Annotated in this window: 30 protein-coding genes; 20 read left to right on the forward strand and 10 right to left on the reverse strand. The window is 60.8% G+C overall.

What is annotated here, in order from left to right; genetic code table 11:
* The first annotated feature begins 9 nt into the window (after positions 1-9).
* The 12 genes from KJJ24_RS08310 to KJJ24_RS08365 all read left to right on the forward strand — a co-directional run bounded on the left by KJJ24_RS08310 (position 10) and on the right by KJJ24_RS08365 (position 8,930).
* On the forward strand, positions 10-273 hold the full coding sequence (locus KJJ24_RS08310) for a hypothetical protein (RefSeq protein ID WP_214337994.1): 264 nt from the start codon (positions 10-12) through the stop codon (positions 271-273).
* The gene (locus KJJ24_RS08315) at positions 270-749 is read left to right on the forward strand and encodes a hypothetical protein (RefSeq protein ID WP_214337995.1); all 480 of its coding nucleotides are present in this window, start codon (positions 270-272) and stop codon (positions 747-749) included. The genes KJJ24_RS08310 and KJJ24_RS08315 overlap by 4 nt, the downstream gene beginning before the upstream one ends.
* Positions 742-1,050, forward strand: a complete 309-nt coding sequence (locus KJJ24_RS08320) for a hypothetical protein (RefSeq protein WP_214337997.1) — start codon at positions 742-744, stop codon at positions 1,048-1,050. The genes KJJ24_RS08315 and KJJ24_RS08320 overlap by 8 nt, the downstream gene beginning before the upstream one ends.
* Complete coding sequence (locus KJJ24_RS08325) at positions 1,040-1,483, forward strand: hypothetical protein (RefSeq protein ID WP_214337999.1); 444 nt, start codon at positions 1,040-1,042, stop codon at positions 1,481-1,483. Before KJJ24_RS08320 ends, KJJ24_RS08325 begins: the two co-directional genes overlap by 11 nt.
* The gene (locus KJJ24_RS08330; protein ID WP_214338000.1) at positions 1,476-1,913 is read left to right on the forward strand and encodes a hypothetical protein; all 438 of its coding nucleotides are present in this window, start codon (positions 1,476-1,478) and stop codon (positions 1,911-1,913) included. The genes KJJ24_RS08325 and KJJ24_RS08330 overlap by 8 nt, the downstream gene beginning before the upstream one ends.
* Positions 1,906-2,145 (forward strand): hypothetical protein, encoded by a 240-nt coding sequence (locus KJJ24_RS08335; RefSeq protein ID WP_214338001.1) that lies wholly within the window; start codon positions 1,906-1,908, stop codon positions 2,143-2,145. Before KJJ24_RS08330 ends, KJJ24_RS08335 begins: the two co-directional genes overlap by 8 nt.
* The gene (locus KJJ24_RS08340; protein WP_214338002.1) at positions 2,138-2,317 is read left to right on the forward strand and encodes a hypothetical protein; all 180 of its coding nucleotides are present in this window, start codon (positions 2,138-2,140) and stop codon (positions 2,315-2,317) included. The genes KJJ24_RS08335 and KJJ24_RS08340 overlap by 8 nt, the downstream gene beginning before the upstream one ends.
* Before the next feature lie 90 nt (positions 2,318-2,407).
* Complete coding sequence (locus KJJ24_RS08345) at positions 2,408-2,611, forward strand: hypothetical protein (protein ID WP_214338003.1); 204 nt, start codon at positions 2,408-2,410, stop codon at positions 2,609-2,611.
* Between the two features lie 246 nt (positions 2,612-2,857).
* Positions 2,858-3,001 carry a hypothetical protein gene (locus KJJ24_RS08350; RefSeq protein WP_214338004.1) on the forward strand — a complete coding sequence of 48 codons (144 nt, stop codon included), beginning with the start codon at positions 2,858-2,860 and terminating at the stop codon, positions 2,999-3,001.
* 121 nt (positions 3,002-3,122) lie between these two features.
* Positions 3,123-7,757, forward strand: coding sequence for a DNA polymerase (locus KJJ24_RS08355; protein ID WP_214338005.1), 4,635 nt, complete (start codon positions 3,123-3,125; stop codon positions 7,755-7,757).
* Positions 7,758-7,851: 94 nt separating this feature from the next.
* Positions 7,852-8,388, forward strand: coding sequence for a helix-turn-helix domain-containing protein (locus KJJ24_RS08360; RefSeq protein ID WP_214338007.1), 537 nt, complete (start codon positions 7,852-7,854; stop codon positions 8,386-8,388).
* A gap of 221 nt (positions 8,389-8,609) precedes the next feature.
* On the forward strand, positions 8,610-8,930 hold the full coding sequence (locus KJJ24_RS08365) for a hypothetical protein (RefSeq protein WP_214338009.1): 321 nt from the start codon (positions 8,610-8,612) through the stop codon (positions 8,928-8,930).
* Positions 8,931-9,855: 925 nt separating this feature from the next.
* Here KJJ24_RS08365 and KJJ24_RS08370 read toward each other — a convergent pair.
* Complete coding sequence (locus tag KJJ24_RS08370; RefSeq protein ID WP_214338011.1) at positions 9,856-11,115, reverse strand: hypothetical protein; 1,260 nt, start codon at positions 11,113-11,115, stop codon at positions 9,856-9,858.
* 102 nt (positions 11,116-11,217) lie between these two features.
* On the opposite strand from KJJ24_RS08370, the gene KJJ24_RS08375 reads away from it, so the two are divergent.
* The 3 genes from KJJ24_RS08375 (at position 11,218) to KJJ24_RS08380 (ending at position 12,073) form a co-directional block, all read left to right on the forward strand.
* Positions 11,218-11,538, forward strand: a complete 321-nt coding sequence (locus KJJ24_RS08375; RefSeq protein ID WP_214338013.1) for a GIY-YIG nuclease family protein — start codon at positions 11,218-11,220, stop codon at positions 11,536-11,538.
* 76 nt (positions 11,539-11,614) lie between these two features.
* Positions 11,615-11,749, forward strand: a complete 135-nt coding sequence (locus KJJ24_RS15040; RefSeq protein ID WP_256437210.1) for a hypothetical protein — start codon at positions 11,615-11,617, stop codon at positions 11,747-11,749.
* 48 nt (positions 11,750-11,797) lie between these two features.
* A complete protein-coding gene (locus KJJ24_RS08380) occupies positions 11,798-12,073 on the forward strand; it encodes a DUF1651 domain-containing protein (RefSeq protein WP_214338015.1) in 276 nt (91 codons plus the stop codon).
* Positions 12,074-12,091: 18 nt separating this feature from the next.
* Here KJJ24_RS08380 and KJJ24_RS08385 read toward each other — a convergent pair whose 3' ends face one another.
* From KJJ24_RS08385 to KJJ24_RS08395, 3 genes are all read right to left on the reverse strand, one after another.
* The gene (locus KJJ24_RS08385; protein ID WP_214338017.1) at positions 12,092-12,643 is read right to left on the reverse strand and encodes a hypothetical protein; all 552 of its coding nucleotides are present in this window, start codon (positions 12,641-12,643) and stop codon (positions 12,092-12,094) included.
* 422 nt (positions 12,644-13,065) lie between these two features.
* Positions 13,066-14,055: an inverse autotransporter beta domain-containing protein gene (locus tag KJJ24_RS08390; RefSeq protein WP_214338019.1), complete on the reverse strand. Its 990-nt coding sequence runs from the start codon at positions 14,053-14,055 to the stop codon at positions 13,066-13,068.
* 255 nt (positions 14,056-14,310) lie between these two features.
* Positions 14,311-14,922, reverse strand: a complete 612-nt coding sequence (locus tag KJJ24_RS08395) for a DUF4236 domain-containing protein (protein ID WP_371811803.1) — start codon at positions 14,920-14,922, stop codon at positions 14,311-14,313.
* Between KJJ24_RS08395 and KJJ24_RS08400 the strand changes: the two genes are divergently transcribed.
* On the forward strand, positions 14,830-15,027 hold the full coding sequence (locus KJJ24_RS08400; protein WP_214338020.1) for a hypothetical protein: 198 nt from the start codon (positions 14,830-14,832) through the stop codon (positions 15,025-15,027). The two genes, KJJ24_RS08395 and KJJ24_RS08400, sit on opposite strands and share 93 nt — an antisense overlap.
* Before the next feature lie 130 nt (positions 15,028-15,157).
* Here KJJ24_RS08400 and KJJ24_RS08405 read toward each other — a convergent pair whose 3' ends face one another.
* Together KJJ24_RS08405 and KJJ24_RS08410 are read right to left on the reverse strand one after the other, a co-directional pair.
* Positions 15,158-15,418, reverse strand: coding sequence for a hypothetical protein (locus tag KJJ24_RS08405; RefSeq protein ID WP_214338021.1), 261 nt, complete (start codon positions 15,416-15,418; stop codon positions 15,158-15,160).
* A gap of 276 nt (positions 15,419-15,694) precedes the next feature.
* Positions 15,695-15,895, reverse strand: a complete 201-nt coding sequence (locus KJJ24_RS08410) for a hypothetical protein (RefSeq protein WP_214338022.1) — start codon at positions 15,893-15,895, stop codon at positions 15,695-15,697.
* A gap of 179 nt (positions 15,896-16,074) precedes the next feature.
* Here KJJ24_RS08410 and KJJ24_RS08415 point away from each other — a divergent pair, with 179 nt between their 5' ends.
* From KJJ24_RS08415 to KJJ24_RS08425, 3 genes are all read left to right on the forward strand, one after another.
* Complete coding sequence (locus KJJ24_RS08415; protein ID WP_214338023.1) at positions 16,075-16,377, forward strand: hypothetical protein; 303 nt, start codon at positions 16,075-16,077, stop codon at positions 16,375-16,377.
* A gap of 53 nt (positions 16,378-16,430) precedes the next feature.
* Positions 16,431-16,805, forward strand: a complete 375-nt coding sequence (locus tag KJJ24_RS08420) for a hypothetical protein (protein ID WP_214338024.1) — start codon at positions 16,431-16,433, stop codon at positions 16,803-16,805.
* Positions 16,806-17,491: 686 nt separating this feature from the next.
* Positions 17,492-18,253 carry a hypothetical protein gene (locus KJJ24_RS08425; protein WP_214338025.1) on the forward strand — a complete coding sequence of 254 codons (762 nt, stop codon included), beginning with the start codon at positions 17,492-17,494 and terminating at the stop codon, positions 18,251-18,253.
* 257 nt (positions 18,254-18,510) lie between these two features.
* Here the strand turns inward: KJJ24_RS08425 and KJJ24_RS08430 are convergent, their stop codons facing one another.
* Entirely contained in the window at positions 18,511-19,179 is a 669-nt protein-coding gene (locus KJJ24_RS08430) for a cupin domain-containing protein (RefSeq protein WP_214343484.1), read from the reverse strand.
* A 20-nt stretch (positions 19,180-19,199) separates the two neighbouring features.
* The gene (locus KJJ24_RS08435; protein WP_214338026.1) at positions 19,200-20,186 is read right to left on the reverse strand and encodes a DnaJ C-terminal domain-containing protein; all 987 of its coding nucleotides are present in this window, start codon (positions 20,184-20,186) and stop codon (positions 19,200-19,202) included.
* Positions 20,187-20,316: 130 nt separating this feature from the next.
* Between KJJ24_RS08435 and KJJ24_RS08440 the strand changes: the two genes are divergently transcribed.
* On the forward strand, positions 20,317-20,757 hold the full coding sequence (locus KJJ24_RS08440; protein ID WP_214338027.1) for a hypothetical protein: 441 nt from the start codon (positions 20,317-20,319) through the stop codon (positions 20,755-20,757).
* 9 nt (positions 20,758-20,766) lie between these two features.
* Here the strand turns inward: KJJ24_RS08440 and KJJ24_RS08445 are convergent, their stop codons facing one another.
* On the reverse strand, positions 20,767-21,021 hold the full coding sequence (locus KJJ24_RS08445) for a Nif11-like leader peptide family natural product precursor (protein WP_214338029.1): 255 nt from the start codon (positions 21,019-21,021) through the stop codon (positions 20,767-20,769).
* Between the two features lie 32 nt (positions 21,022-21,053).
* Entirely contained in the window at positions 21,054-21,416 is a 363-nt protein-coding gene (locus tag KJJ24_RS08450; protein WP_214338031.1) for a YbjQ family protein, read from the reverse strand.
* Between the last annotated feature and the right edge of the window lie 2 nt (positions 21,417-21,418).

Consider the following 21,418-nt stretch of genomic DNA (forward strand, 5'->3'; position numbering starts at 1 on the left):
ACAACAACAATGACCCCGGCCGCCGCATTGGTGGAGGCCCGCAAGAACAGCGCCGACTGGCAGATGGCCCAGGGCATCGCCACCGGCCTGCGGCTGGGCCAGATGCACATCAACTACGAAAAGGACGTGGCGAATCTCAAGCAGATGAGCCCCGAGCACCGCGATGCCGCCATCGCACTGCTCGAGCGGTGGGTGGAGTTGGACAAGGACGCCAGCACCCTGGTGGCCCGCATCAACATCGAGCTCGAGCTCGCCAGCGAGGTGCGGGCATGAGCATCGACATCGCCATCAGCCAGCCCACGGCCTGCACTGCCATGGGGGCGCTGCAGCGCTGCATTCAACGCAGCAGCCGTGAGGAATCACTCGACGGCCGCCCGAGCCGCCGGGGTGCCAGCCCATCCCCACGGGACGCCGATCACCTGGCCCACGCCGAGATCAGCCAAGCCCTCGGGGACGACAATTCCTTCGCCCTGGGTGCCTGGGCGGACCCCAAGCCCGAGGAAGTGATGCGGGCCACCGAGCTGGCCAGCTACCTGCTCGATTTCTGGTGCGCGAATAACGAGCACCTGGTGGCTGACGGCATCGTGCCGGCCGGCCCCGCCATCCGCATCGCCAGCGCCATCGACGAGATGACCTGGCTCTGCCCCACGCGGGCCCGCAGCGTGCTCGCCACCGTGGCCAAATCCAAAGGCCTGCGGTTGCTGTCCTGCAAGGACTGGGGAGTAGTGGAGGCCGCGGCCAATGGCTAAGCCCATCGTTCCCGAGGGCCCCATCACCTTCGAGGCCGACCCGCCCAAGGTCAGCCTGGGCAAGGTGCGCCGCCGGCTGGAGGCCCTGGCCAATGATCCGCTGCTGGGGCGGATCGACACCGCGATCAAGGAGGAGGACTGGCAGGCAACCGTTGCGTTCCTGCACCTGTTGCGGGAGCACATCCTCGAGGCCCACGGGGTCACGGGGAAGGCGATCTCGCGGATCAACAGCAAGCGCCACAGCCCGCTGTTCCCGGAGCTCGAGCAGCACGCCGAGGAGGTGGATCCCTATGACCACTGATCCAAAGCTCGCTGCTGTGGCCCAGGCCGCGGCGGCCCAGGGGCTCGCTGTCTGCCACCAGCGTGAGGATTGCCTGGAGTTCTACCCCCAGTTCAAGGGGGCGCTCGAGGATTACACCGGCGTGGTTGTCGTTCAGGTCTGCCGCACCCCCTTGGGCCTGCGGTACGACGTTTATGAGGAGCTGGCCGGAGGGGTGCTCTCCCCCGGCGGCGCCCATGACATTGGCGACTGGCTGACGGTCCGCCTGGGCCGGCACATCGCCAACGCCTACTGGTGGAGCTATCGGCGCATCTGGGGCTGGTTGCACAGCCACCGCTGGATCGACCTGCCCCAGGCCTGCCGCGTAGCCCACAAGGCTGCACACCAGCTCCATCGGGAGTGCCAGCGCCAGGACGTGGAGCTCGCTGCATTGCAGGAGGCCCGCAATGGCTGAACTGCTGTTCCTTTCCCACGCGCGATGGCGGACCATCACCCTCACCAAGGGCACGGCCCGCAAGTCGCCATGGGTGCTTGAGCTGGAGTGCACCCCGGGGCTGGCCCTGCTGCCCCTGGCCGAAGCCGTTGCTCGAGCCACGGTGTACGCCATCGCTGGCCCATCGGCTCCCGTGCCGATGGATGCCGCCCACACCGGCAACGGCCGGAACCGTCTCGAGTTCCGACTGGGCAACGAAGCCCTGGCCGAGCTGGCAGCCAGGCGGCTGGAGGAGATCCCTCAGGAGTGGACCTACAACCGCGACCGCCTGAACGAAGACGACATCGACGCCTTGGCGTGCGATCCGATCGTGTCCGGCATTGGCGAGCTCGAGCGGTGGGCCCGTGAGGCCTTGCTGCTCCAGCAGCGGGAGGAACGGGGCGATGGCTGAGGTCATTCACCTGCTGCCAGGGATTGGCGTCAGCTACGACCGCGATCAAGCGATCAAAGCTGCGCACCACCTGCTGCTGGCGTACCAGGCCCTCCACGGGCTGGGCTCGCTCAGCGATGCCCACCTCGATCAGGTTGCGAGCTTGCTGACAGGCCTGCTCGGGGATGACGACGAGGTTGCCCTTGCCGGCGATCTGGTCAACGCAGCGATGGAGGCCTGGCCCAATGCGTAAGCCCCACCGCCGGCCCTGGGGCAAGGAGCCCGTGCGCGTGGAGATCCCTCAGTGGAATCCACCGCATCGCCAAGACCAGCTCAACGCCATCCGCAGCGAGCTGGAAGCCGAGGGCCATGACCTGCCGATCGGGAAGACCGAGCCAGCTGAGTTCGACGACGCAGCCCGTTGAGCTCTGCGGCTGGCCCGGGGCCGCTGCCAACCCGGGCACCCATTCCATTGCAATCAATCAATGTCTGAAGACCGCGCACCCCGCATCAGAATGTCTGGCCTCTGGAAGTCAGAAACCAAGGACGGCACCGTCTACCTGAGCGGTTCCAACGGATCACAACGCTGGAGCATTTGGCCCAACGGCTACCGCGAGGGCAACGACAAAGCACCGACCCACATCTTGTATGTGGAGCAGGTGCAAAAGCGTGAGGATGGCCAAGCCGATAACGGCAGGGACAGCCTCGACGACATCTAACCCCCTAGCCCGCTGAGAGTCACCACAAACCGCCCGGCCAAAAGCCGGGCTTTTTCATGCCCCTGCAACGGCAATTTCTGTCAGTTAGGTCCAGGAGGTGCACCCCGTAGACCTGATTTCTGGGGGTGCGTTGCCTCCTGGCTGATTCGCCTGAGCATGTGTGTACTTACTACCCCTAGACCCGTGGAGACACCTGCAGAGTTCCACCTTGAGGAGGTCCAGCACGGTCCGCCGGTGAAGCTCGCAATGACCTTCCGATTGAGCATCCCGATGGATAACGCCGTGCAGCACATGGCACGGGAGCACAACTGCGATCGGGCCGTGATCATGCGCCACGCCCTGCACGAATATCTCGCCGCCAGAGGCAAGGACGCCTGGGGAGTCACCTGAGCTCAATTACTGCCGGGCTCGCCAATACCCCTAGAGGCGAACCCAAACAGCAATCGAAAGGGGCCAACAACAACCCGCCACCATCATGGCAGCTGAAGCCGAACAATCTGAAGCCTCTCGCGTGCAGCTTGCCCTGGTAGAGGGCTGCGAGGAGGAGGTGCTGCCGGCCAAGCCAAAGAGAACCCGCCGCAAGAAAGTTGCCGATACCCCGGTAGATGGCCTCTCCGACGCGCACCGGGACTACATCCGCGGGCGTGGATACACCGACGAGCAGATCAAATGGCTGGTGGCCGGCGGGTTCCTGCGCACCCTCACCTGGGAGCAAGTCCGCGATGAATGGCATTTCACCCGGGCCGCAGCTACCGAGACCGGCGGACTCCTGATCTGCTGGAACCCCGGCGCTGAGCACCCGCACTACAGCCTGCGCTGTGACAACCCGCCAGTCGATGAGGAGCGTGGCAGGGCTGACAAATACCTGTTCCAGACCGGCGCCGGAGAACACCTCGCGGTGTGTGATCCCAGCGGGCTGATCGGTCCCGATGGCGAGGTGATCGGCCAGGCCGAGGTGAGTACCGAGGGGTTCTTCGATGCCGTCTGCTGCACCCTGGTGCTCGGCATCCCCTGCGTGGCGATCACTGCCCCGAGCCACCTGCGCCGGCTGGAGCTGCCCGAAGGTTTGAAGGCCTACCTAGGCGACTGCGATCAATGGATGGCGCAGGATCTGCTGCCCGGCTTGGTGCGCGGCTGCGTGAGCAAAGGCCTGCGGCTAGGCCGTCTGCCCCTCGTGGAGGAATACCGCGACGCCTACCTGGGCCCGCACGCTGAGCTGCCCACCGCTGCCAAAGGAGGCATGGAGGAGCTGGTGCTGGCGCACGGGACGGAAGGGGCCCGAACAGTGGTGGAGGCCTTGCGGCAGACGGCGCGGCCACCCGGTGACTACTTGGCCTGGGAGATCGGCGAGCTGAAAGAGCTGGGCATCCGCTGGCCGGAGCACAGCGGCCCCATCACCAACCTGATCAGCGCCATGGCCGACGCCCACCCCGAAAACGCCCCGAAGCGTGACGCCCTCAAGGCGCTGCTGGTTCAGGCCACCGGCGTGGGAGCCAAGACGGTGAACGAGGGAATCAAGGGTCGCCTCGAGCGGCGGCGGGAGACTGACCTCAAGGAGCGCCATCAGCAGCGAGAGCAGGCCAGAGCCGATGCCCTCGCCCGCGGGGAACAGCTACCGCCGGAGATCGACCGGGCCACCCCCACATCTCTGCAGCTGCAGGAGTGGCTGGCCTTTTCACACACCATTCGCTTCAACGAGCTCACCCGAGTGCCGGAGGTGGATGGCAACCCAATCACCGACCTGGGGCTGACCTATCAGCTGGTGGCGCAGCAGCACGGGATTGAAGCCGGCAAGAACCAAGCCGCCGACGCCCTGGTGTTTGTCGCCAAGACCAACACCTACAACCCCGTCGCTGAATACCTGGAGGGTCTGCGGGCCAATGAGGCCACCCCTCTGATGGAGCTCTCCGAAGTCGCCAAGCTGTTTGGCCTGGACCCTCGGGATGAGCTCTCTGCGGGTCTGCTCCAGCGTGCCCTCGCCGGCACCACCAAACGGGGATTGGAGCCGGGGGCCAAGTTCGATCAGTGCCCCATCCTCAGGAGCCGAGATCAAGGCCTGGGGAAGACGGAAGCCTTGCGGTCTCTGGCTGGCCCTGGCTGGGGCGACACCCTCGGGAAGCTTGACTCCCGCGAGTCCCTCTCCGGCTGGAAAGTCACCAGCAAGATGGCCCGCTGCTGGATCCTCGAGCTGGGCGAGGTTGATCAGCTCACCAAGGGGCGCTGCTCCTCAGAGGTGAAGGACTGGATCACCACCCGCAACGACATCTACGCCGAGAAGCGGGAAATCAACGCCAGCGAGCACCCCCGCCGCTGCGTCCCCTGGGGCACCACCAACGAGTCCGAGCTTCTCAACGACATCACCGGGAGCCGTCGCTTCTGGATCATCGAGGTGGTGCACCGAATCGACTGGGATCTGATCGCTCACGAGCGAGACCGGATCTGGCGCACGGCGCTGGCTTGGCTCGACGCCGGCACGGAGACCTGGCTCAACCCCAACTCCGAGGAAGGCGCCGCCCTGCTCGCAGCGACCGAGGAGAGAAGCTTCGAGGCCACCTTCACCGATCCCTGGGTCAGCTCCATCGCGGAATACCTCGAGGAGGTGGTGCACGCCCACAGCAAGCTCACGGCTGCACAGCGGGAGCGGCTGACCCGCGGCGACATTGAACGGGTCTCACCCGCTGGTGACTTCCCCTGCCAGCTCCGCCTGCGGTACATCAGCCGGGGGCACAGGGAGCACGGCGCGTGGGCCCTGCTTGTGACCCGCGACGACATTCACGACGCTATGGGCATCCGGCCGGCCCAGCGGGACAACGGCACCAGCGGCCGCATTGGCCGTGCGATGGAGTCCCCCGCCATCAAGTCAGCCGGCTGGGAGCGGGTGCGTGCCAAGAAATACGGCCACGGTTTCTACCTGCTCCTGCCCCCGGAAGGCGACGGTGGTTCCAAAACTGGTTCCAAATCTCCTGCTGGTTCCAAAAGTGGAAATGGAACCAAGAACCCAGATGGGGAGATGGATTTGCCCCTGGTTCCAAATCTTTTAGAGGAAAAGCCAACTACATACGAAGACTCTTCCCTTTCAGGTTCTCCTGAAACACACGCGAATCCCAATACGCCAACCCCCGAAAGCGCTGGAACTTTTGGAACCAGCCCAAAACCCCTGCGGGCCAAAGGATCAAGGGACCGGAAGTCGATTCGGAACCAGCCCCCGGGAGATTCGGAACCAGCTGTAAAAGCTGCAGACCCCACCCCTTTTGTGGGTACCCCTCCGGCCGGCGTCACCTACATCGCCGCGGCCGATCAGCTCCCGGCGGTGGCATCCATCCCCAGGGCCATCGGCTTCGACATTGAGACCTTCAACCGCCGCACCGATCTGTGGCGGCACAAGGCCAGCCTCAGCCCATCGCTTGGCGGTGAGATCCGCTTGGCCCAGATCAGCACCGGCGACACCGAGCCCACGCTGGTGATCGACGTGGCCGTGATCGGTCAGCCGGCCCTCGATTGGCTTGCGCAGATCGTGCGCACTCCCGAGCGCGTGGTCGTTGGCCACAACCTGCTGTTCGAAGCCACCTACCTGATCGCCGCCGGCATCCGCCCGCTGTGTCGTTGGTGGGACACCATGCTCGCCAGCCAGCTGATCGGCGACCTCAGCAGCAACAGCTTGGCCTCCGTCGCCAAGTACTACCTGAACCGCGAGATCGACAAAGGCGAGCAACTGAGCAACTGGGGATCAGAGCTCACCGCCAGCCAGCTCGCTTACGCCGCCCTCGATGCCGTCGTTGTGCGCCCCCTCGCCAAGCGCCTGCGTGAAGAGCTCCAGGCCACCGGCCAAGAACACGCTCATCGGCTCGACTGCCAAATGATTGGCCCATGCGCCGATGGCCAGGTGCGCGGTTTAGCCGTTGATCTGCAAATGGTTGCGGTTGCCCGCGAACACGCCACCACCGAACGCGATCAGAAGGTGGCCGCCCTCCAGCAGATGCTTGGCCTGGAGAACTACCGCAACGCCGTCAAGCTCCGGGATGCCCTGGCCGAGCACACGGGCCAACCCCTGGCCGATGCCAAAGGCGCCACGCTCGAGCGTTACCGCGGCTTCCCTGCCGTGGACCTCCTGCTCGAGATCAAGGAGCTGGACACCGAGCTCAAGGAGATCACCTGGCTCGAGCAAGAGCAGGCTCTCACCGATGGCCGGATCCGCCCCAATTACCGAATCCTCGGCGCTCGCACCGGACGCACCACCACCAGCGCATTGGTGCCCAGCAGCAAGCAATCCGTTCCCTCGGACACCGAGGTGTTCGGGCCCAAAGCGCAGAAGGCTGGCCAACCCAAACCCGTGAAGCTTGGGCAGCTCGGCTTCAACTTCCAAGGCCTCACCGGCGACCGCAAGAAAGCACTGAGCACTGGCAATCCCGACACCGTGCTGATCGACCTCGATTGGAGTTCGATCGAAGTGCGCCTGCAGGCCTCACCCCGGCTCTACAACGACGAAGGCCAGCGCAAGATCCTGCTCGAGGGGATCGACCCACACGCCTACATCGCAAGCCAGGTGTGCGGCCGTCAGATCACCAAGGCTGACCCTGAGCGCAGCACCATCGGCAAGACCGCCAACTTCTCCCTGGCCTACGGCTGTGGGGTGAAGAACCTCGCCCGCCAGCTCGAGCTAGCCCAAGGCAAGCCCGTCTCCTACGGGCAGGCCGAGAAGGTCTACAAGGCCTGGCATCGCTTCCACCCGCAGATCAGCCAGCTGATGGCTCGCTTCGATGACGGCGCTCGCATCACGGAGAGCCGCTCACTCTCCGGCCGCCGGATGACGGTGAGAGGCAAGACCCTCGACAACAACTCTCGACTGCCCCTTGAACACCTAGGCAGAACGAACGGGATCAACTTCCCCATCCAAGGCTCTGGCCGTGATCTGCTCGCTGATGCCCTTGGCGATCTGTGGCCCGCCCTTGAGGCCTTCCCTGGCACCCGCGTGGTGGGACTGATCCACGACGAGATCCTGCTGGAAGTGCCCCGCGAACACGTTGAGGCCGTCAAGGCTGTGGCCCTAGAGGCCATGACCAGCCAACGGCTCCAGGACGCCTACCTGGGGGACATTCCCCTCGAGGCTGATGCCTCCGTTGGGGAGACATGGGGCGAGGTGCACTGATGCGTGGGGACTGGGAAAGGGGGAAGGGAGGGAGGAATAGTCCTCGCTGAGAATGATTATTATTTTGAAGATGAATGCTGCATTCAGATCATTCATGGAGAGGCGCACCAACCCGCAACCGAACCTGCGCCCTGGCCAGCTGAGCCAGAAGCAGAAGCAGAAGCTGGCGATGCAGCTGATGCTTGACGGGCACGGCACCTCTGCCGTCTGCGAGAAGCTCGGGATCTCCCAGCCGACCTTCTGGCGGTGGAAGAACTCAGCGGCCTGGCAGGAGGCGCTCTGGAGCGCCGTCCGAGGAGAGCAACAGGACGGGGAGATCCACATGCGCACCCTGGTGCCCCAGGCCACTCGGGTGGCGCAGGCCTTGCTTGTCACCGGCAGCGATCAGGTGAAGCTCGGCGCCTCTCGCCTGGTGTTCGAGACCGTGGCCAACCTCGTGGCCCGGGAGGAGCAGCAGGCGCTGCTGAGCCAGCTCGAGCAGCAGCTCGATGAGATCCGCGCCACGGTCGCCAGCAACGGTGCGGCCGGCCAGCTCACCCCGGGCAATTCCCAGGTGCTTGACGCCGAAATCGTGGCTCATTCGCACGATCTTTCGCACACTGAGCAGCAGCAGGAGGCTAAAGCCGAGTGATGCCAGTCGTTCTACTCCTGATGACGGGCTGCCTGGATAGCAGTCTCTCTTCCCGAGGATCTGCCGCACTGTGCTCGAGGCCCACGCCAACCTCATCACCTCTCAAGCCGGCGCCACCCTCTCCCCCAATCAGGTCAAAGCACTGCTGCAGGCCAGCCCCCTTCACCTCAACCAGACATCGACTGGTAACCACGTCGCGCCGTTCTTGGCAGACTGACGCCATGGGCAAAAAAGCCACCGCCGCTGAAAAGAACTACCGCGTCGCCAAAGTCATCAGGCTTCTGGCTAACGGTGTTCAGCGTCCTGACATCCTGGAATATGCAAGGAAAGAGTGGGATATCAGTCGATCTAGCACTGACAACCTCATCAAAGCGGCCAAAGACGAGATCAAAGAAGCCATCAACGAACAACGTGATGACTTCGTGAGTCGCAAGATCTATCAGCTTGAAGACATCTTGATGAAGGCGGCCAAGCGCGAAAACCACTCCGCGATGGTTGGTGCGATTCGCTTGCAGTGCGAGATCGCGCAGGTGATGAAGTGACCCAACCGCAACCACAACAGAAGCCGCTGCCCTGGCCGTTACGCCCGCCAGCAGGCACCGATCCCGTGAAGTGGGAGGCGCTCAGCATCCTCGACCCGCTGAAGCCCCCTAAGCGCGGCTGACTTGGTCAACATGGCTAGAAGCTGTTAGTCGAACCGTTCGCATACCCGTCGCTTTGGCAGGTGCGCAATGCCGTCAGAACGGCTCTGTGCAGGCTGTTTCGACTGGTGTTGGACAGGGTTCTGGACACAGGCGTATCCAATGCCGAGTCGCCAACTCGCCAACTCGCCAGAAGGCTCGTAATAGTCCAAAAGGTATTCGGATGGCCATGACATGAGGCGCAATTCTCCTTCCTGGCTACTTAGAACAACGGCTGCACTGGTGACCGGCACCGCTGCGTTCATTGCAAGCCGCAAGCGGAGGGAAAAGTAAGCAATGACCCGCCGCCGCTACCCAGGCGATGGCCTAGGCCCAACATCAGCCTCCGTCCCGCGCAACCGCTACATCGTCTGCTGGAAAGACCCAGCCCAGCCGGAGAAGGGTACGGTCTGGTTCTGGTGCAGCCCTGAACTGGTCAGCCATGCCCAGCTGAGCAGTGATGACGGCATCCCATTCCGCTGCCTCAGCTATCGCCCCGCATTACTCAAGGCCCGTGGCATCAACTGGACTGCCACTTGGGATGACGGCACCACCTTCACCTTCAAGGCCAGCCCGCAGATCACCAAGCCGTTGATGGCACAGCTGGCTCAACGGTGGACCGTGTCACCAGCCACCCTGCAGCGAGACAAGGGCAGGCCATTTGATCTGGTCACCCTGCTGGAGCACGGCCATAGCCATGTGTACCTGGTGCGACTGTTGACCTTTGATCCCACTGCTGATGGCAGGGCCATTGTCGCGTGGATCGCTCGGGTTTCCCAGGATCTTCTTAGAGAAGATCTGAAAGATTATATGAGCCTGCCACCAGCGCAACAATGTCAGTGTCGCTATTCACGAGAACCGTTGATCCCCCTATCTGCCTTGAAGTGATATTTTTAGTCCATTGGGATCGTGTTTTGAATGCGAATCGATCTTGGCCTCGCTGGAAGTCGGTCACGGTCAGGTAGCCGTTTTCCCCTTTGGGCTTGAGTACAAAAGTATCTGCACCTTCTCCCGCTTCGACAAAATCAAAGCCGCCGGTGTAAATCAGCTTATCGTTGCCTATGCCAAGTCTGTAGAACTGGTCGCCACTCCTATCTTTTAGTCGATCATTGATACTTAGTCCGGTGATAATGTCATTGTCGCTTTTCTCCATGATCTCATTTATGCTTGCAGGAATCTGCTTGTCGAATAGCAGGCCCTGTGTTTGATCGCTACTACCATTGAAGTTATTCCAGATTATTCCAAGCGCAGTTTGATCGTTCCCTGAGAATGAAAAGGGAATAGGGCCAGTTTCGGGTGGATTGTAAGACATTATCGTGCCGTTGGGCTCGATATCGCTGATTATGTAAGCCGTATTTTCTCCAATCTGCGCTTGGCCCTTAGCCAAAAGAGTTGAAAGATCGGTAGGGTGGGCTAGTCCAAGTGTGTGCCCGATCTCATGCCTAATTGTTGCGAGCGTGTCCTGTCTGTTCCTTTCGGGTGTACCTCTATCGTTACTATCTGAATAGAAGACGTTTCTCCATAGATGACTTCCATTGCTTACTGCTAGCGAGAGGCCCAGCAGCTCACCTTCTGGCGGCGTTCTGTAAATTCCAATCAGTGCCTCTTCGTCTGATTTGACTTCTTTTAAGTTTATTCTGTCGCCTGAGGCTTGCTCGAACTCTTCCATAACCTTCCTGATGTATGACTTGTAGCCGTCTTGAGGAAGGGTTAGATTATTACCTAATTTGCCCGCAGCCCAGCGCCCATCGCTGGAGTTGTCGAAAAAAGGCGAAGAGCCACCGTTGTCTATGTAGAAAGTTAATGTATTATTGTTCGAGCCAAGACTATTTTGCGCGAGCATCTTGCGCGCATAGTCAGTGAAATCCTTGTTAATCAGTGTTTTGGGGAGGTCCAGGAACTCCTCGTAAGAGAGATCGGGATAGGAGCTGATTAGCTTATTAAATTCTTTTCGATTTACGGGGGCATATACTAGGTTTCCATCTTCATTGCGGTCTATTACAGGGTCGAACGTGAGACTTTCTGCCCAGGCCGGGATCTCTGGCATTGCAATGCTCTTCGCGAAGTGATTATGTTAACATTCTCGGGCTGTTAATATTCTTATTTTTTGTGGTGTGTTGCTGCGCTCGAGCGATGACTGCCAGGAACGATGACGCCCCTGCTACTGGAGCACAGCCTTAGCCATGTGTACCTGGTGCGGCTGTTGACCTTTGATCCGACTGCTGATGGCAGGGCCTACTACAAGATCGGCAAGGCCATCTCCATCCCCAAGCGGATCAAACAGTTCGGGCCGTGTGAGCTGATCGCTGAAGCCCAGCTACCCAGCGAGAAGGAAAGCCTGGCTTTTGAGGCGCAGCTCCACCAGCAGTTCGATCAGTGGCGCAAACCGGAGACTGAGATCTTCTGCTTCACCCCGGACCAGGTGGAACAGGTCAAGGCAGCGATGACGACTGCCACCATCCCTGGCTAACAGCTAGGTATGGCCTGCTTCCTGCCCACCAACGAGGCGCTGATCGAGCTAGCCAGGCTCACTGGCCGGGAACCCAATGACCCAGCACTCACCCAGCTATTCCGATGCCCTGGTGCTACGCGGGCACCTGACGCCATGGCTGCCTGACTGGTGGGAGTTGATCCGCTGGAGCAGGGCCAAGAAGATCGTGGCCACCTGGGGGCAGGGCTGAGGCAGCCGCTGCAAACTGCTTTGCTGTCAGCCGTCACCCGCTCAACCCATGGGTCTCTGGGGCGTAGACAAGCCCGAGCAGAAACGCCAGCAGGGCCGTGGTGGCATCGGCTGGTTGCGCTCCCCTGACGGTGACAAGGTCATTCGCATCCAAGGTGCAGACGAATCCCTCCATGCCAAGTGGGTGGAGGTGACTGATGCCGACATCACCAGCTCAGGCAGGCCCCTGGTGAGGCACTGCAGGCGGATGCTGCGCTTCAACGCTGAACGGCTCTGGCACAGCATGATCGGCCAGAACTGGAAACGGGTGCCGTCGCAGTGGTGAAACAACGAAACCCTCAAGTCATGGACGATTGAAATTGTCGCTGTTTACGTGGAGATCCCAAACCTTTGCACCTACTTCATCGTTATTATCAAATGATTCGATGGTAAACGTTGGCTTTGGTGCAGATTTAATAAGCAATTTCTCTTGTTCACCGAACCATGGCGTCTTGTCCATGTCCAAAAGACTGCTGTCGAACTTGCCCCAGTACCCCTTAGGAAGCCCCATAATTCGATCGCTTCGATTTACTTTGCTAAGTAAGATATACCTTTCATCTTCAAGAGAGAGGGTCGTGAAATCGTCGGACCTTACATTGGGATATCCAAGAGACGGATTATCGAATTTAAAGCCACCAAAACGGGTGTTGTTATTGGGACCGGCGGGGTTAGATATGATATCTACAATCACATCAAATTTCCCCGGTCCCCAAACCGACCCCTCGATGCCATCAAGTCTGCTGCCGGGTTCAATATTGGTAATTTCATCGAACTTGCGATCGCGATCATTGTCGATCTTGACCTTAATCCGCTCGCTAGAGTCGTTGATGATGTTGACCCTGGTGGGCAGTACCAACTTGTGTGCGCAACTCAATCTTTTCTAGCAGTGAAGAGTCGACGAGTCAAGTTAAAAGCTTTTCATTCTATTGTCTGATTATGTCTTTGTAGGCTTGATTGAATTTACTATCTGGCGATTAGCATGATCCGAAGGAGCCAGATGGTCTTACTGGGACGCACTACGGCTACTGAATGACCTGGCGACAAAACGCAGCCACCAGGCTGGTTGGGGTAGCCGCTGCCGACCAATCTGTCAGAACCTGAACCTCCAGCGCTAGGAAACCTCTGCACAAACCTAACAACAAGTCTTCAACTATTGGCAATGGTGCCAGGTATTGGATGTTAATTGATGGCTCTTGGTGGTCTATTGAAGAAATAAAAAGCCCCTGCGGTTGCAAGGGCTTTGGGTGGTTAGGCTGCAGCCTGGCAATTGATGAATAATCAACACAAACGGATTGTTACAGAATAGTTCCAACATGCAACATCAATATCGTGCACCCGCACGTCCCTAGTGCTAGGTGTTGATGTTAGGGCTTCAACTGCAGCATTGGATTTCGGTGTTTCTTTCCCAGGACCACCATTGGTATTAAAGCGCCACTTGATATCAGCTGAGAAGCGAGTGTCAAAGGAGGCGTCGTAAGAAAGATTGGCACCAATAGAGACCTCGTTGTTGATGGCGTAAGCCAGTCGTCCCAGGATGCCGACATTGTCTACTTCTGGATTGCCGTCATCATCAAGGTCGCCGTTTTGGTAATAGCCACCGAGTGATGCCAACAGTGATGGAGTGATGCTGTACCCAGCATCTAAGCCAACAGTTGTCAGCACGCCTCCCTTGTAGACGGAGTTGAGCTGTTGGTCTTCCTCTCCTGTTGGAATGAGCCCATAAGCGTTAAAACGCCACTTCTCACCAACAGCTTCTGCGTTGACGGCAGCCTGCTGGAAGAAAGCCGTGCGTGAGGCATAGACAGGGATGCCTGTGTCAGAGGGACCCGTGCTCATCGGTCGGGTGTCATAGCCCGCATTGATGCCATACATCCAACGGCGGTCGCCGTTGAGCCAGCGATAGCCCAGGCGGGATGAGGTGGAGATGGTGGTGCCAGCAACGGTGGTGTTGATGATGCTGGAGTAGTTGTTGATGTCTGCGAAGTTGGCATTCGCCAGGACATCAGCGAAGAAAACGCTGTTTTTGCCAACGACCAGTGGCAGGAAGCCACCAATGCCGGCTTGGTTCGGGGTACCAGCAGCTTGCGTCTGTGCCTGGACGCCAACCTGAGGCTTGACCACATCCTTGAGGTTGATTCTCATCACACCAAGGTCCTCAGCTGAGCCCTGCGCCACTTCAACGGACTTGGCGTTGACCTCAGGGATGGATGCCAGTGCCAAAGCAGCAGCGCCCGTCAGCGAAAGGCTTCTACGGATGGACAGCTGCACAGCATTGACTCAATTCTGAGCAGCAGGTTGCAGCAAAAGCACTGCGTTGCAGCGGTTTAACGGTCAGCTTGTGATGTGGGAGCGCCTTGTAGAACCAGTTAGCCACTCCCGTAGCCACAGAGGTTCTCCCAGCTCTCCCCCAAGCCTTCTTCTGCCGCCCTGCCGAGCTGGTTGTCCAGAGCTTCCTTAGGTGCTTGGCGTTGTCTTTTGATCTTCGATTGGGGACCCCTCGATTCACATCCCCCTTACGGGGGCTTAGTCCTGAACGATCCCGATCGCTTTGCCGTGGGCGATGACGATCTGCGCGGCATCAATCACCTGGCGAGCGCGGCGCAGGGTGTCAGCCGGGCCACGGCCGCGGCGGATGTGCAACTCGCAGCGATCCCAGCTCTGCACCAGGGCGCAGGCCTCGAGCACATCCCTTGGTGTGTCATCGCGCTGCAGGAGCACCTGCACCAGGCCGACGCCGTGTTGATTCCAGAGGGTGTCGCCGGCGTTCTCCGGCCCGACCATGGCGTTCTGCAGCAGCTGCACGAGCTGTTCGGTTGTGGGCTGCCCGGCGCTGCCCTGCTGGGCCTGGCGGCGTTCGCGGGTGCTTAGGGGCGCGCTGTAGCTGAGCCCAGTGCCGGGGATGCCGACCGTGCTGCGGGCCGGGCCATCACGGCCGATCGGCACGTTGACGGTGGCGCCGCGGCCACCGATCGAAAGGGAGCTGAGCCCGTTCTTGCTGAGGTTGATGGCCAGGCCGGGCGGGACGCCCCCCGTGCCGATGCCTTGGGCGCTCTGAGCGAGTTCCTCGAAGACATCAAGGAGAACCCTGCACTCAGAGCTGCGGCCACCCTGCGTGCGATGGATCGGCTGCGTGATGCCCTGCTGCTGATTGAGGAGACGGCTTCGGTGGAAACACCGGTGCCATTGCTCCTGCAGGACGTGGCGCTGCTGGCACGGCAGTTACTTCAACGCCTGCGCTGAGAGCAGTGGCGAAGCCAAGGCAACGCCGCAACAAAGAGACCCAGGAACTTGAACCGCCATGGGCTGGGTATCGGTTGTAGTGGGAGGGCGTCGCACCTGAAGAGCAAGCGGCAGCGGCTAGGCGTGCCGCTCAACTCATCAGCGGTGGCTGGGGTGCTGTGGAGTGGGGACTGCCCAATCGGGCGCTCTGCTGCCTCATGGCATCCGCCTGGCGTTCCAGCCAATAAGCCGCGGTGTTGGAGAGGGAGCGCCCTTGCTCCGAACTGGTCTCACTAATTGCCTGATAGGTCGACCAGGGAATGGTGATCGTCAGGCGCTGGGGCTTACGGCTGGCGATGGTCAGCGACTCAGGAGCCTGGTTACGAAGTAAGCGGAGACGTGCCTCGGACATCTCAGATAGATGAATTACAAAGCAATCATTAAGCATTACCTAGCTCCGCTTTGTCCCCAAATGGGGGTAGGGCTAGGCGTTATAGAGGCGGTTCTGTATCCCGGCTAACAAAAAATGCTCAATGCAGTTTGCGTATAGCCCAGGCCAGTACATGATTCCTGCTTGGTCTATGCGGATTTTGCACATTTCCACTCTTCGGTAGATCTGCCGCACGTTTTGGTAAGCACGCTTGCAAAAGTCGTCGGTAGCGCCGCGATTCGCTGCGGTTGCGCCTACCTACGGGTGCGGGAACAAGCCGTCATGCAGATGATGCATGGCGTTTAACAGCACCGTGCTCCCAACAGCCCAGATCAGCGCTACGAACCAGCCGCGTTTCCCGTGATCCTGCGCGCCTTTCCACATGGCGCCCTGCACCGTGAAGGCGATGAACAGGGCAAAAGCCTGAAGCAGCCAGAGGAGTGGCTCGTAGAACTGCATCAATCCGCCTCAGCCTGATGCAAGATGCACCATCGCCCCACCGTTGGGCAATCCTCCGGTGTGGGTATTGCGAGGAGCGCTCGATCCGGCTGTGGCGTGCCGGCTGCTGTCTGGGCACCCGGTCTGGCTCCGCCGCATCCCAGCCGAGCTGCTCAGCGGCGTGGGCCAGGAACTAGGGGATGAACGTGGTGCTCATGGGGAGCGCTGCAATGGATGCCCTGAGCATTCCCCTGGCGATGGCCTGTCAGCAGCTGCGTGATCGAGCCGAGGGCCTGGTGGTGGATGCGCTCGGACTGGCCCTTCCGCCGCTGCTCTGCACCGCGAAACGGACGCCTTGCAACGTCAGGGTCTGGTTGAAGGCGGAGCCGGCCCAGGCGCCTCCTTACAGAGGCGCTGACAGCGCCAGGGCAGCGGCTGTGAGCTGGACGAATCGAAGCTTCAAGGTGGCGGGTGCAGGGCTGGTCTTCAGGATGGCGGGATGAAGCGCTGTCGTCGATTCGTCGGCAGCAACAGTCGCTCCTTGGACCGCCGTCCCATGCGCCCTCGCTCACGCCACTGGCTGCTGCTGCACCTTGGTCTCGGGCTGACCTGGTGCGCCGTTCTGGCCAGCCGTGCCCCGGCCAGATCCGGCATCGGCGCCAGCGGCCTCCAGGTGTTCGTGATGCTGATGGCGGCCGGCTGGTTGCCCTCCTGGGCTCTGGCCGGGTGGCAGGTGCGGCATCGCCGCTGGCAGTCTCTGCTCCTCAGTGATCTCCTCGCGGCAGGCGCGCTGGTGCTGCTCGCCTGCACCGCCTACGTGCCGCTGTTTTTCTTCAATGTGGCCTGGTTCCTGCCCCTGGGCCTGCTTCCGCGGGGGGTGATCACAGAACTGCTGGCAAGACGGCTGCTCAGGCTGGCCCGGGCCAGGTAGTCGGGGGTGAACGTGGTGCTCATGGATTCTCATGCGTGGATGCCCTGAGTGCTCCCCTCGCGGCCTGCGCAGGGTCGACCCCGTGCGAACGGGGATGCTTCGGATACCGCAGTATTTCGCACAATTCCTCGCACGCCGCCAGCCTCATTCTAGTCCCTGACTGGCTTTTGACCCCCTAAACCAACCGCCTTCTAAGCAGCCGGTCGATGGTTCGAATCCATCAGGGGGCGTCTTTCAGTTCAATGGAAGCGCTTTCGGTCACACAGGAAAGAGTCTTCCTTCGTGCCGTCTTATCGGGAGGGGGAGGGGAAGATCTCGATGCCGCGGCACTAGCAAGACAGCGGCAAAGGCACAACGCCTCGCTCGCCCGGCGGGAGCACCCCAGCAACCCGGCCGCAACATTGAGTTCATCAGCTGACTCAGCGGCACTGGAGTAAAAAGCCACCTGACATCGAGGACGCTCAGGTGCCAACGCAGGAGATCAACCAGAAGGATTGGTCTGCATTGCCTCGGGCTCACCCGCCAAACGGCATCAGGCGCGTCCAAGCACACAGACAAATGCAGCGTGAGCTGGTGCTTTGGGTTACCAATGGTCTACGCCAAGAAGTAAAACCATGGTTCGTCAGCAATTGCGACAACTCTTCCGACGGGTCAAAGCCGTGGCCAACAGACCTCAGGTTGCAGTAATGCACGACGCGATTACGCCTCAGGCCACGCTCGATTTCGGTGCTCCAGGTGATTCCAGCGGTGATATGCGCTTGTTTTCGTTCTCTGGTAGCAGTGCTGATGGTCAGTCCGTGACGATGGACTGGGTGATGACGACAACCGGACCCTCGCAGCAGATCACCGGTGCCGAACGCAGAACCACATCAGGAAACTTTGCCTTTGGCACGCAAGAAACTGATCAGCTTGTCATTCAAGGCATCGGACTGTATGCCAGCGGTGAAAGCACCTTTACATCCGGGCGATCGCTGGTGCGGATGATCACAGGCGGCATGGGTCGCTATGCCGGTGCCACTGGGCAGGTACTCTCCCAACACTATGAAGACAACACCTGGAGTCATACGTTTTACCTCGAGAGTCCGCAACTCAAAGGGGTGCCTGAAGAGCTCAACTACCGCATCGGAAACTCAGGCCCAGACCGCTTCATGCTGGATCGTCAGCAGGAGCAGCCATTCGATGTAGTGGTGAATTTTTCTGTTAACGACGGCGATCGCTTAGAGCTGCGTCGATCTACAGAAAATGCCAATGGCTTCAAAGCCGTCACCGGGCGCCAGGGCGTGCGCAAGCAGCTCAACTCCCAAACTCTGGTGATCTACGACGAGAGCACAGGTGGGCTTTACCTGAATGCCAATGGCCGGAACGACGGATTTGGACACAATGGCGGCCTGCTAGCCGTGATGGACGCCCAGCCTCAACTGACAGCAGAGGTTTTCATCGGTCTTTGACAAAAATCCAACGACATCCTGTTGGGAGAGACGAAGCTAGGCAGCAGCGGAGCCACCACATCCCCACGGCACAAGGGCAGGGAAAACAACATCTATACCGCCAAAATAAAGGGTAAGACAAACACTCTTCTTGCCAAATAGCAGAATGTGACCGAGCATCTTCACGCCATCCGAGACAACTGCAGCCGAAAGGTTGGGGCCATCAGAAAACTTGGCTGCGGCTGCAGCAATCAAAGACCCAGCAACCCGTGCGCGTTCTAAGCAGCCAACACATCCGGCAGATGGCCCGTCTTCACCCAAATGGTGCAGCCCGGTTCACTCCAGGGGCGATGCACGCTGCCGGGTGGATTACGCAGCCAGCTGCCGGTGGGATAGGTGCCGGCTTCGTCTTGGAACACACCACTGAGCACCAGGATTTCCTCACCGCCCAGATGGCGATGGGGTTGGAACACGGTGCCAGGGGCCCAACGCACCAGAGCCACATGCTCTGAGCCAAAGCCATGCAGGGGCATGACCTCCAGCCCTGGCACAAGACCTGGCAGCCACGGGGCATGCCGCGTCTGCAGGCACACGCGCTCCTGATCAGCCGGATGCATCTGTTGCAGCTTCACGAGCAGCGTGCAGCCCTCGGCGCTGAACGGGGCATGGCTGGAGCCCGCTGGATTGCGTAGATAGGTGCCGGCTGGGTAATCCCCAAGCTCATCGGAGAAGGTGCCCTCCAACACCAGGATCTCCTCGCCGCCACCATGAACATGGCGCTCAAAATGGCTACCTGGCGCATAGCGCACGATCGATGTCGCGCGGGCCACCTCGGCGCCGCAGCGATCGAGCATGCGCCGCTCCACTCCAGGCATCGGTGAAGCACACCAGGGCATCAGCTTGGTGTTGAGCACCACACGCCCATTGAGATCGGCAAACAACTCCACGGTGGAGGCGGCGAATGGCGTCAGAGCCGAGCGGCGCTGATCCAATCGGCGCGGGGGTCAACACTGCGGACAGCACGCAGTTGCTCGAGCAGCTGCCGTTCCTGCTCGCTGTAGCTCGCCGGTTGCTTGAGGCTGAGGCTGAGCAGAAGGTCGCCCCGCCCCCCTTTGCTGGGCCAACCTTTGCCTTTAAGCCGCAAACTGCGGCCCACCGTGATCCCGGGAGGCACCGTCACCGTGGCTTCACCATCAGGGGTCGCCACACGCACCTCACCACCGAGGGCCAGTTCATCGAGGCTGAGGGGGAGATCAGCCTTGAGCTGGTCGCCCTCGAGATTCCACACGGGATGGTCCTGCAGCTGCAGGTTGAGATAGAGATCTCCGCGGCGCCCTGTGCCGGGCTGGAGGTTGCCCTTGCCCTTGAGCCGCAAGCGGCTGCCGGGCTTCACGCCAGCAGGGATGCGCACCTGCACCCGTTCGTCATTCACCGCCAAGGTGCGCTCACACCCGCGAAATGCTTCGGAAAAACTGAGGCTGATGTTGGCCTCGGCATCAAGGTTGGGAGCCTGTGCGCGCTGGCCACCGCCAGGAAAGCCAGAAGCGCCAAAACCACCTGGGAAACCAGAGCCAAATCCACCAAAGCCGCCCGGTGATCCGGCAAAGCCTCCACCGCCAGGGCCACCAAAACGGCCCAGCAAATCGTTGATGAAGTCGTCGAAGTTGCCGTAACGGCCGAAATCCACATCAACGCCACCAGCACCGGCAGCACCACCGGCTTGATTCCAGTACTGCCCAAACTGCTCGTAGCGCTTGCGCTTGTCGGGATCGGAGAGCACCTCATAGGCCTCGCTGATCTCCTTGAACTTGGCCTCGGCGCCCTTGTCACCCGGGTTTACATCCGGGTGGTACTGGCGCGCCAACTTGCGGAACGCCTTCTTCACCGCATCGGCATCGGCGCTGCGATCCACCCCGAGCACCTTGAAGTAATCGCGATATCCGTTGGCGCTCATCGCAGTTGCGGAAAAACCGGGGCCGGTGGATCCAGTCTCCCAGCCGCCAGGGTGTGAGGGGTGATCTGCGCGGGGCGGAAGGCCGAACGGTGCAGCGCGCTTAGGGTCGTGCCCAGGCGTGTGTGCAGCGATGACCCCTGTGATCAAACGGACCCAACGTCTGATCCCCTGCGCCCTGATGGTGATCACAGCTGGAGTGATCACGGCTGGATCGGTGTTCTCAGCAGCGCCGGCACCAGCCGTGGAGGCCGGAACCACCGGCACCGAGACATCGAGCAGCCGGCAGAAAAATCTCGCCCGCCACCTCAAGCGTAAGGGGGCAGTGGTGTACGGAGCCTGGTGGTGCCCCCACTGCAACACTCAAAAAGAGCTGTTCGGAGCTGAAGCGCTCGAACTGCTGCCGTATGTGGAATGCGACAAAGACGACCCAGGTCGTCAGCGTTGCCAGCAGGCCCAGGTGAGGGCTTACCCCACCTGGGAACTGAATGGAGAGCGTCGCCTCGGCGTGCTCAGCCTGGAGGAACTGGAGATCTGGAGCGGCTACAGCTCAGGTACGAGCAGCAGCCGCTGAGGCAGTGCCTCAGACCTCTTCATGGGCACCGAAGCAATGCATCAGGGCATCGCCCCAGCTGTTGATGGCCTTGAGTTGGTGATCGCTAGCACTGCTGAGGGCTTCGCCATGGGCGCGCAGCACCGACGCCTTGTCCACGCTGTGGCCGTGAGCAGCAGCCAGATCCACGATGTCATCCATGCCGCTGGCGGCATGGAGTTTCTGGCGCAGGCCCTCATCGTCCTCAACCTTGGCAAGGAAAGCCTTCAGATCAGCGACAGACACGGCAAATAGGCGGGATCTCGCCAGCGATGCTGTCAGATGGCAGGCCCTACAGCCAAGAGCGGCTCTACGAGCACCGCTGTTCCGTAGCAAAGCACTTCGGTGGCACCGGTGGAACCGGTCTCCACGGTGGAGCCGTCGTAGCGCATCCCAACGATGGCATTGGCCCCCAGCTGGCGGGCGTGATCCACCATCTCCTCATAGGCCTGCTGGCGGGTTTGCTCACACATGGCGGTGTACGCGCCGATCCGGCCGCCAATCATCGTTTTGAGGCCCCCCAGAAATCCCTGCAGCAAGGTGGGCGAGCGCACGACAATGCCGCGCACCACACCGCGGATTTCGAGGATCCGATAGCCAGGCAGTTCAAAGGTGGTGGTGACAGGCAGCGGGCGTGCCATGC

The sequence above is a fragment of the Synechococcus sp. LA31 genome (genome assembly GCF_018502385.1).
Taxonomy (GTDB): Bacteria; Cyanobacteriota; Cyanobacteriia; order PCC-6307; family Cyanobiaceae; genus Vulcanococcus.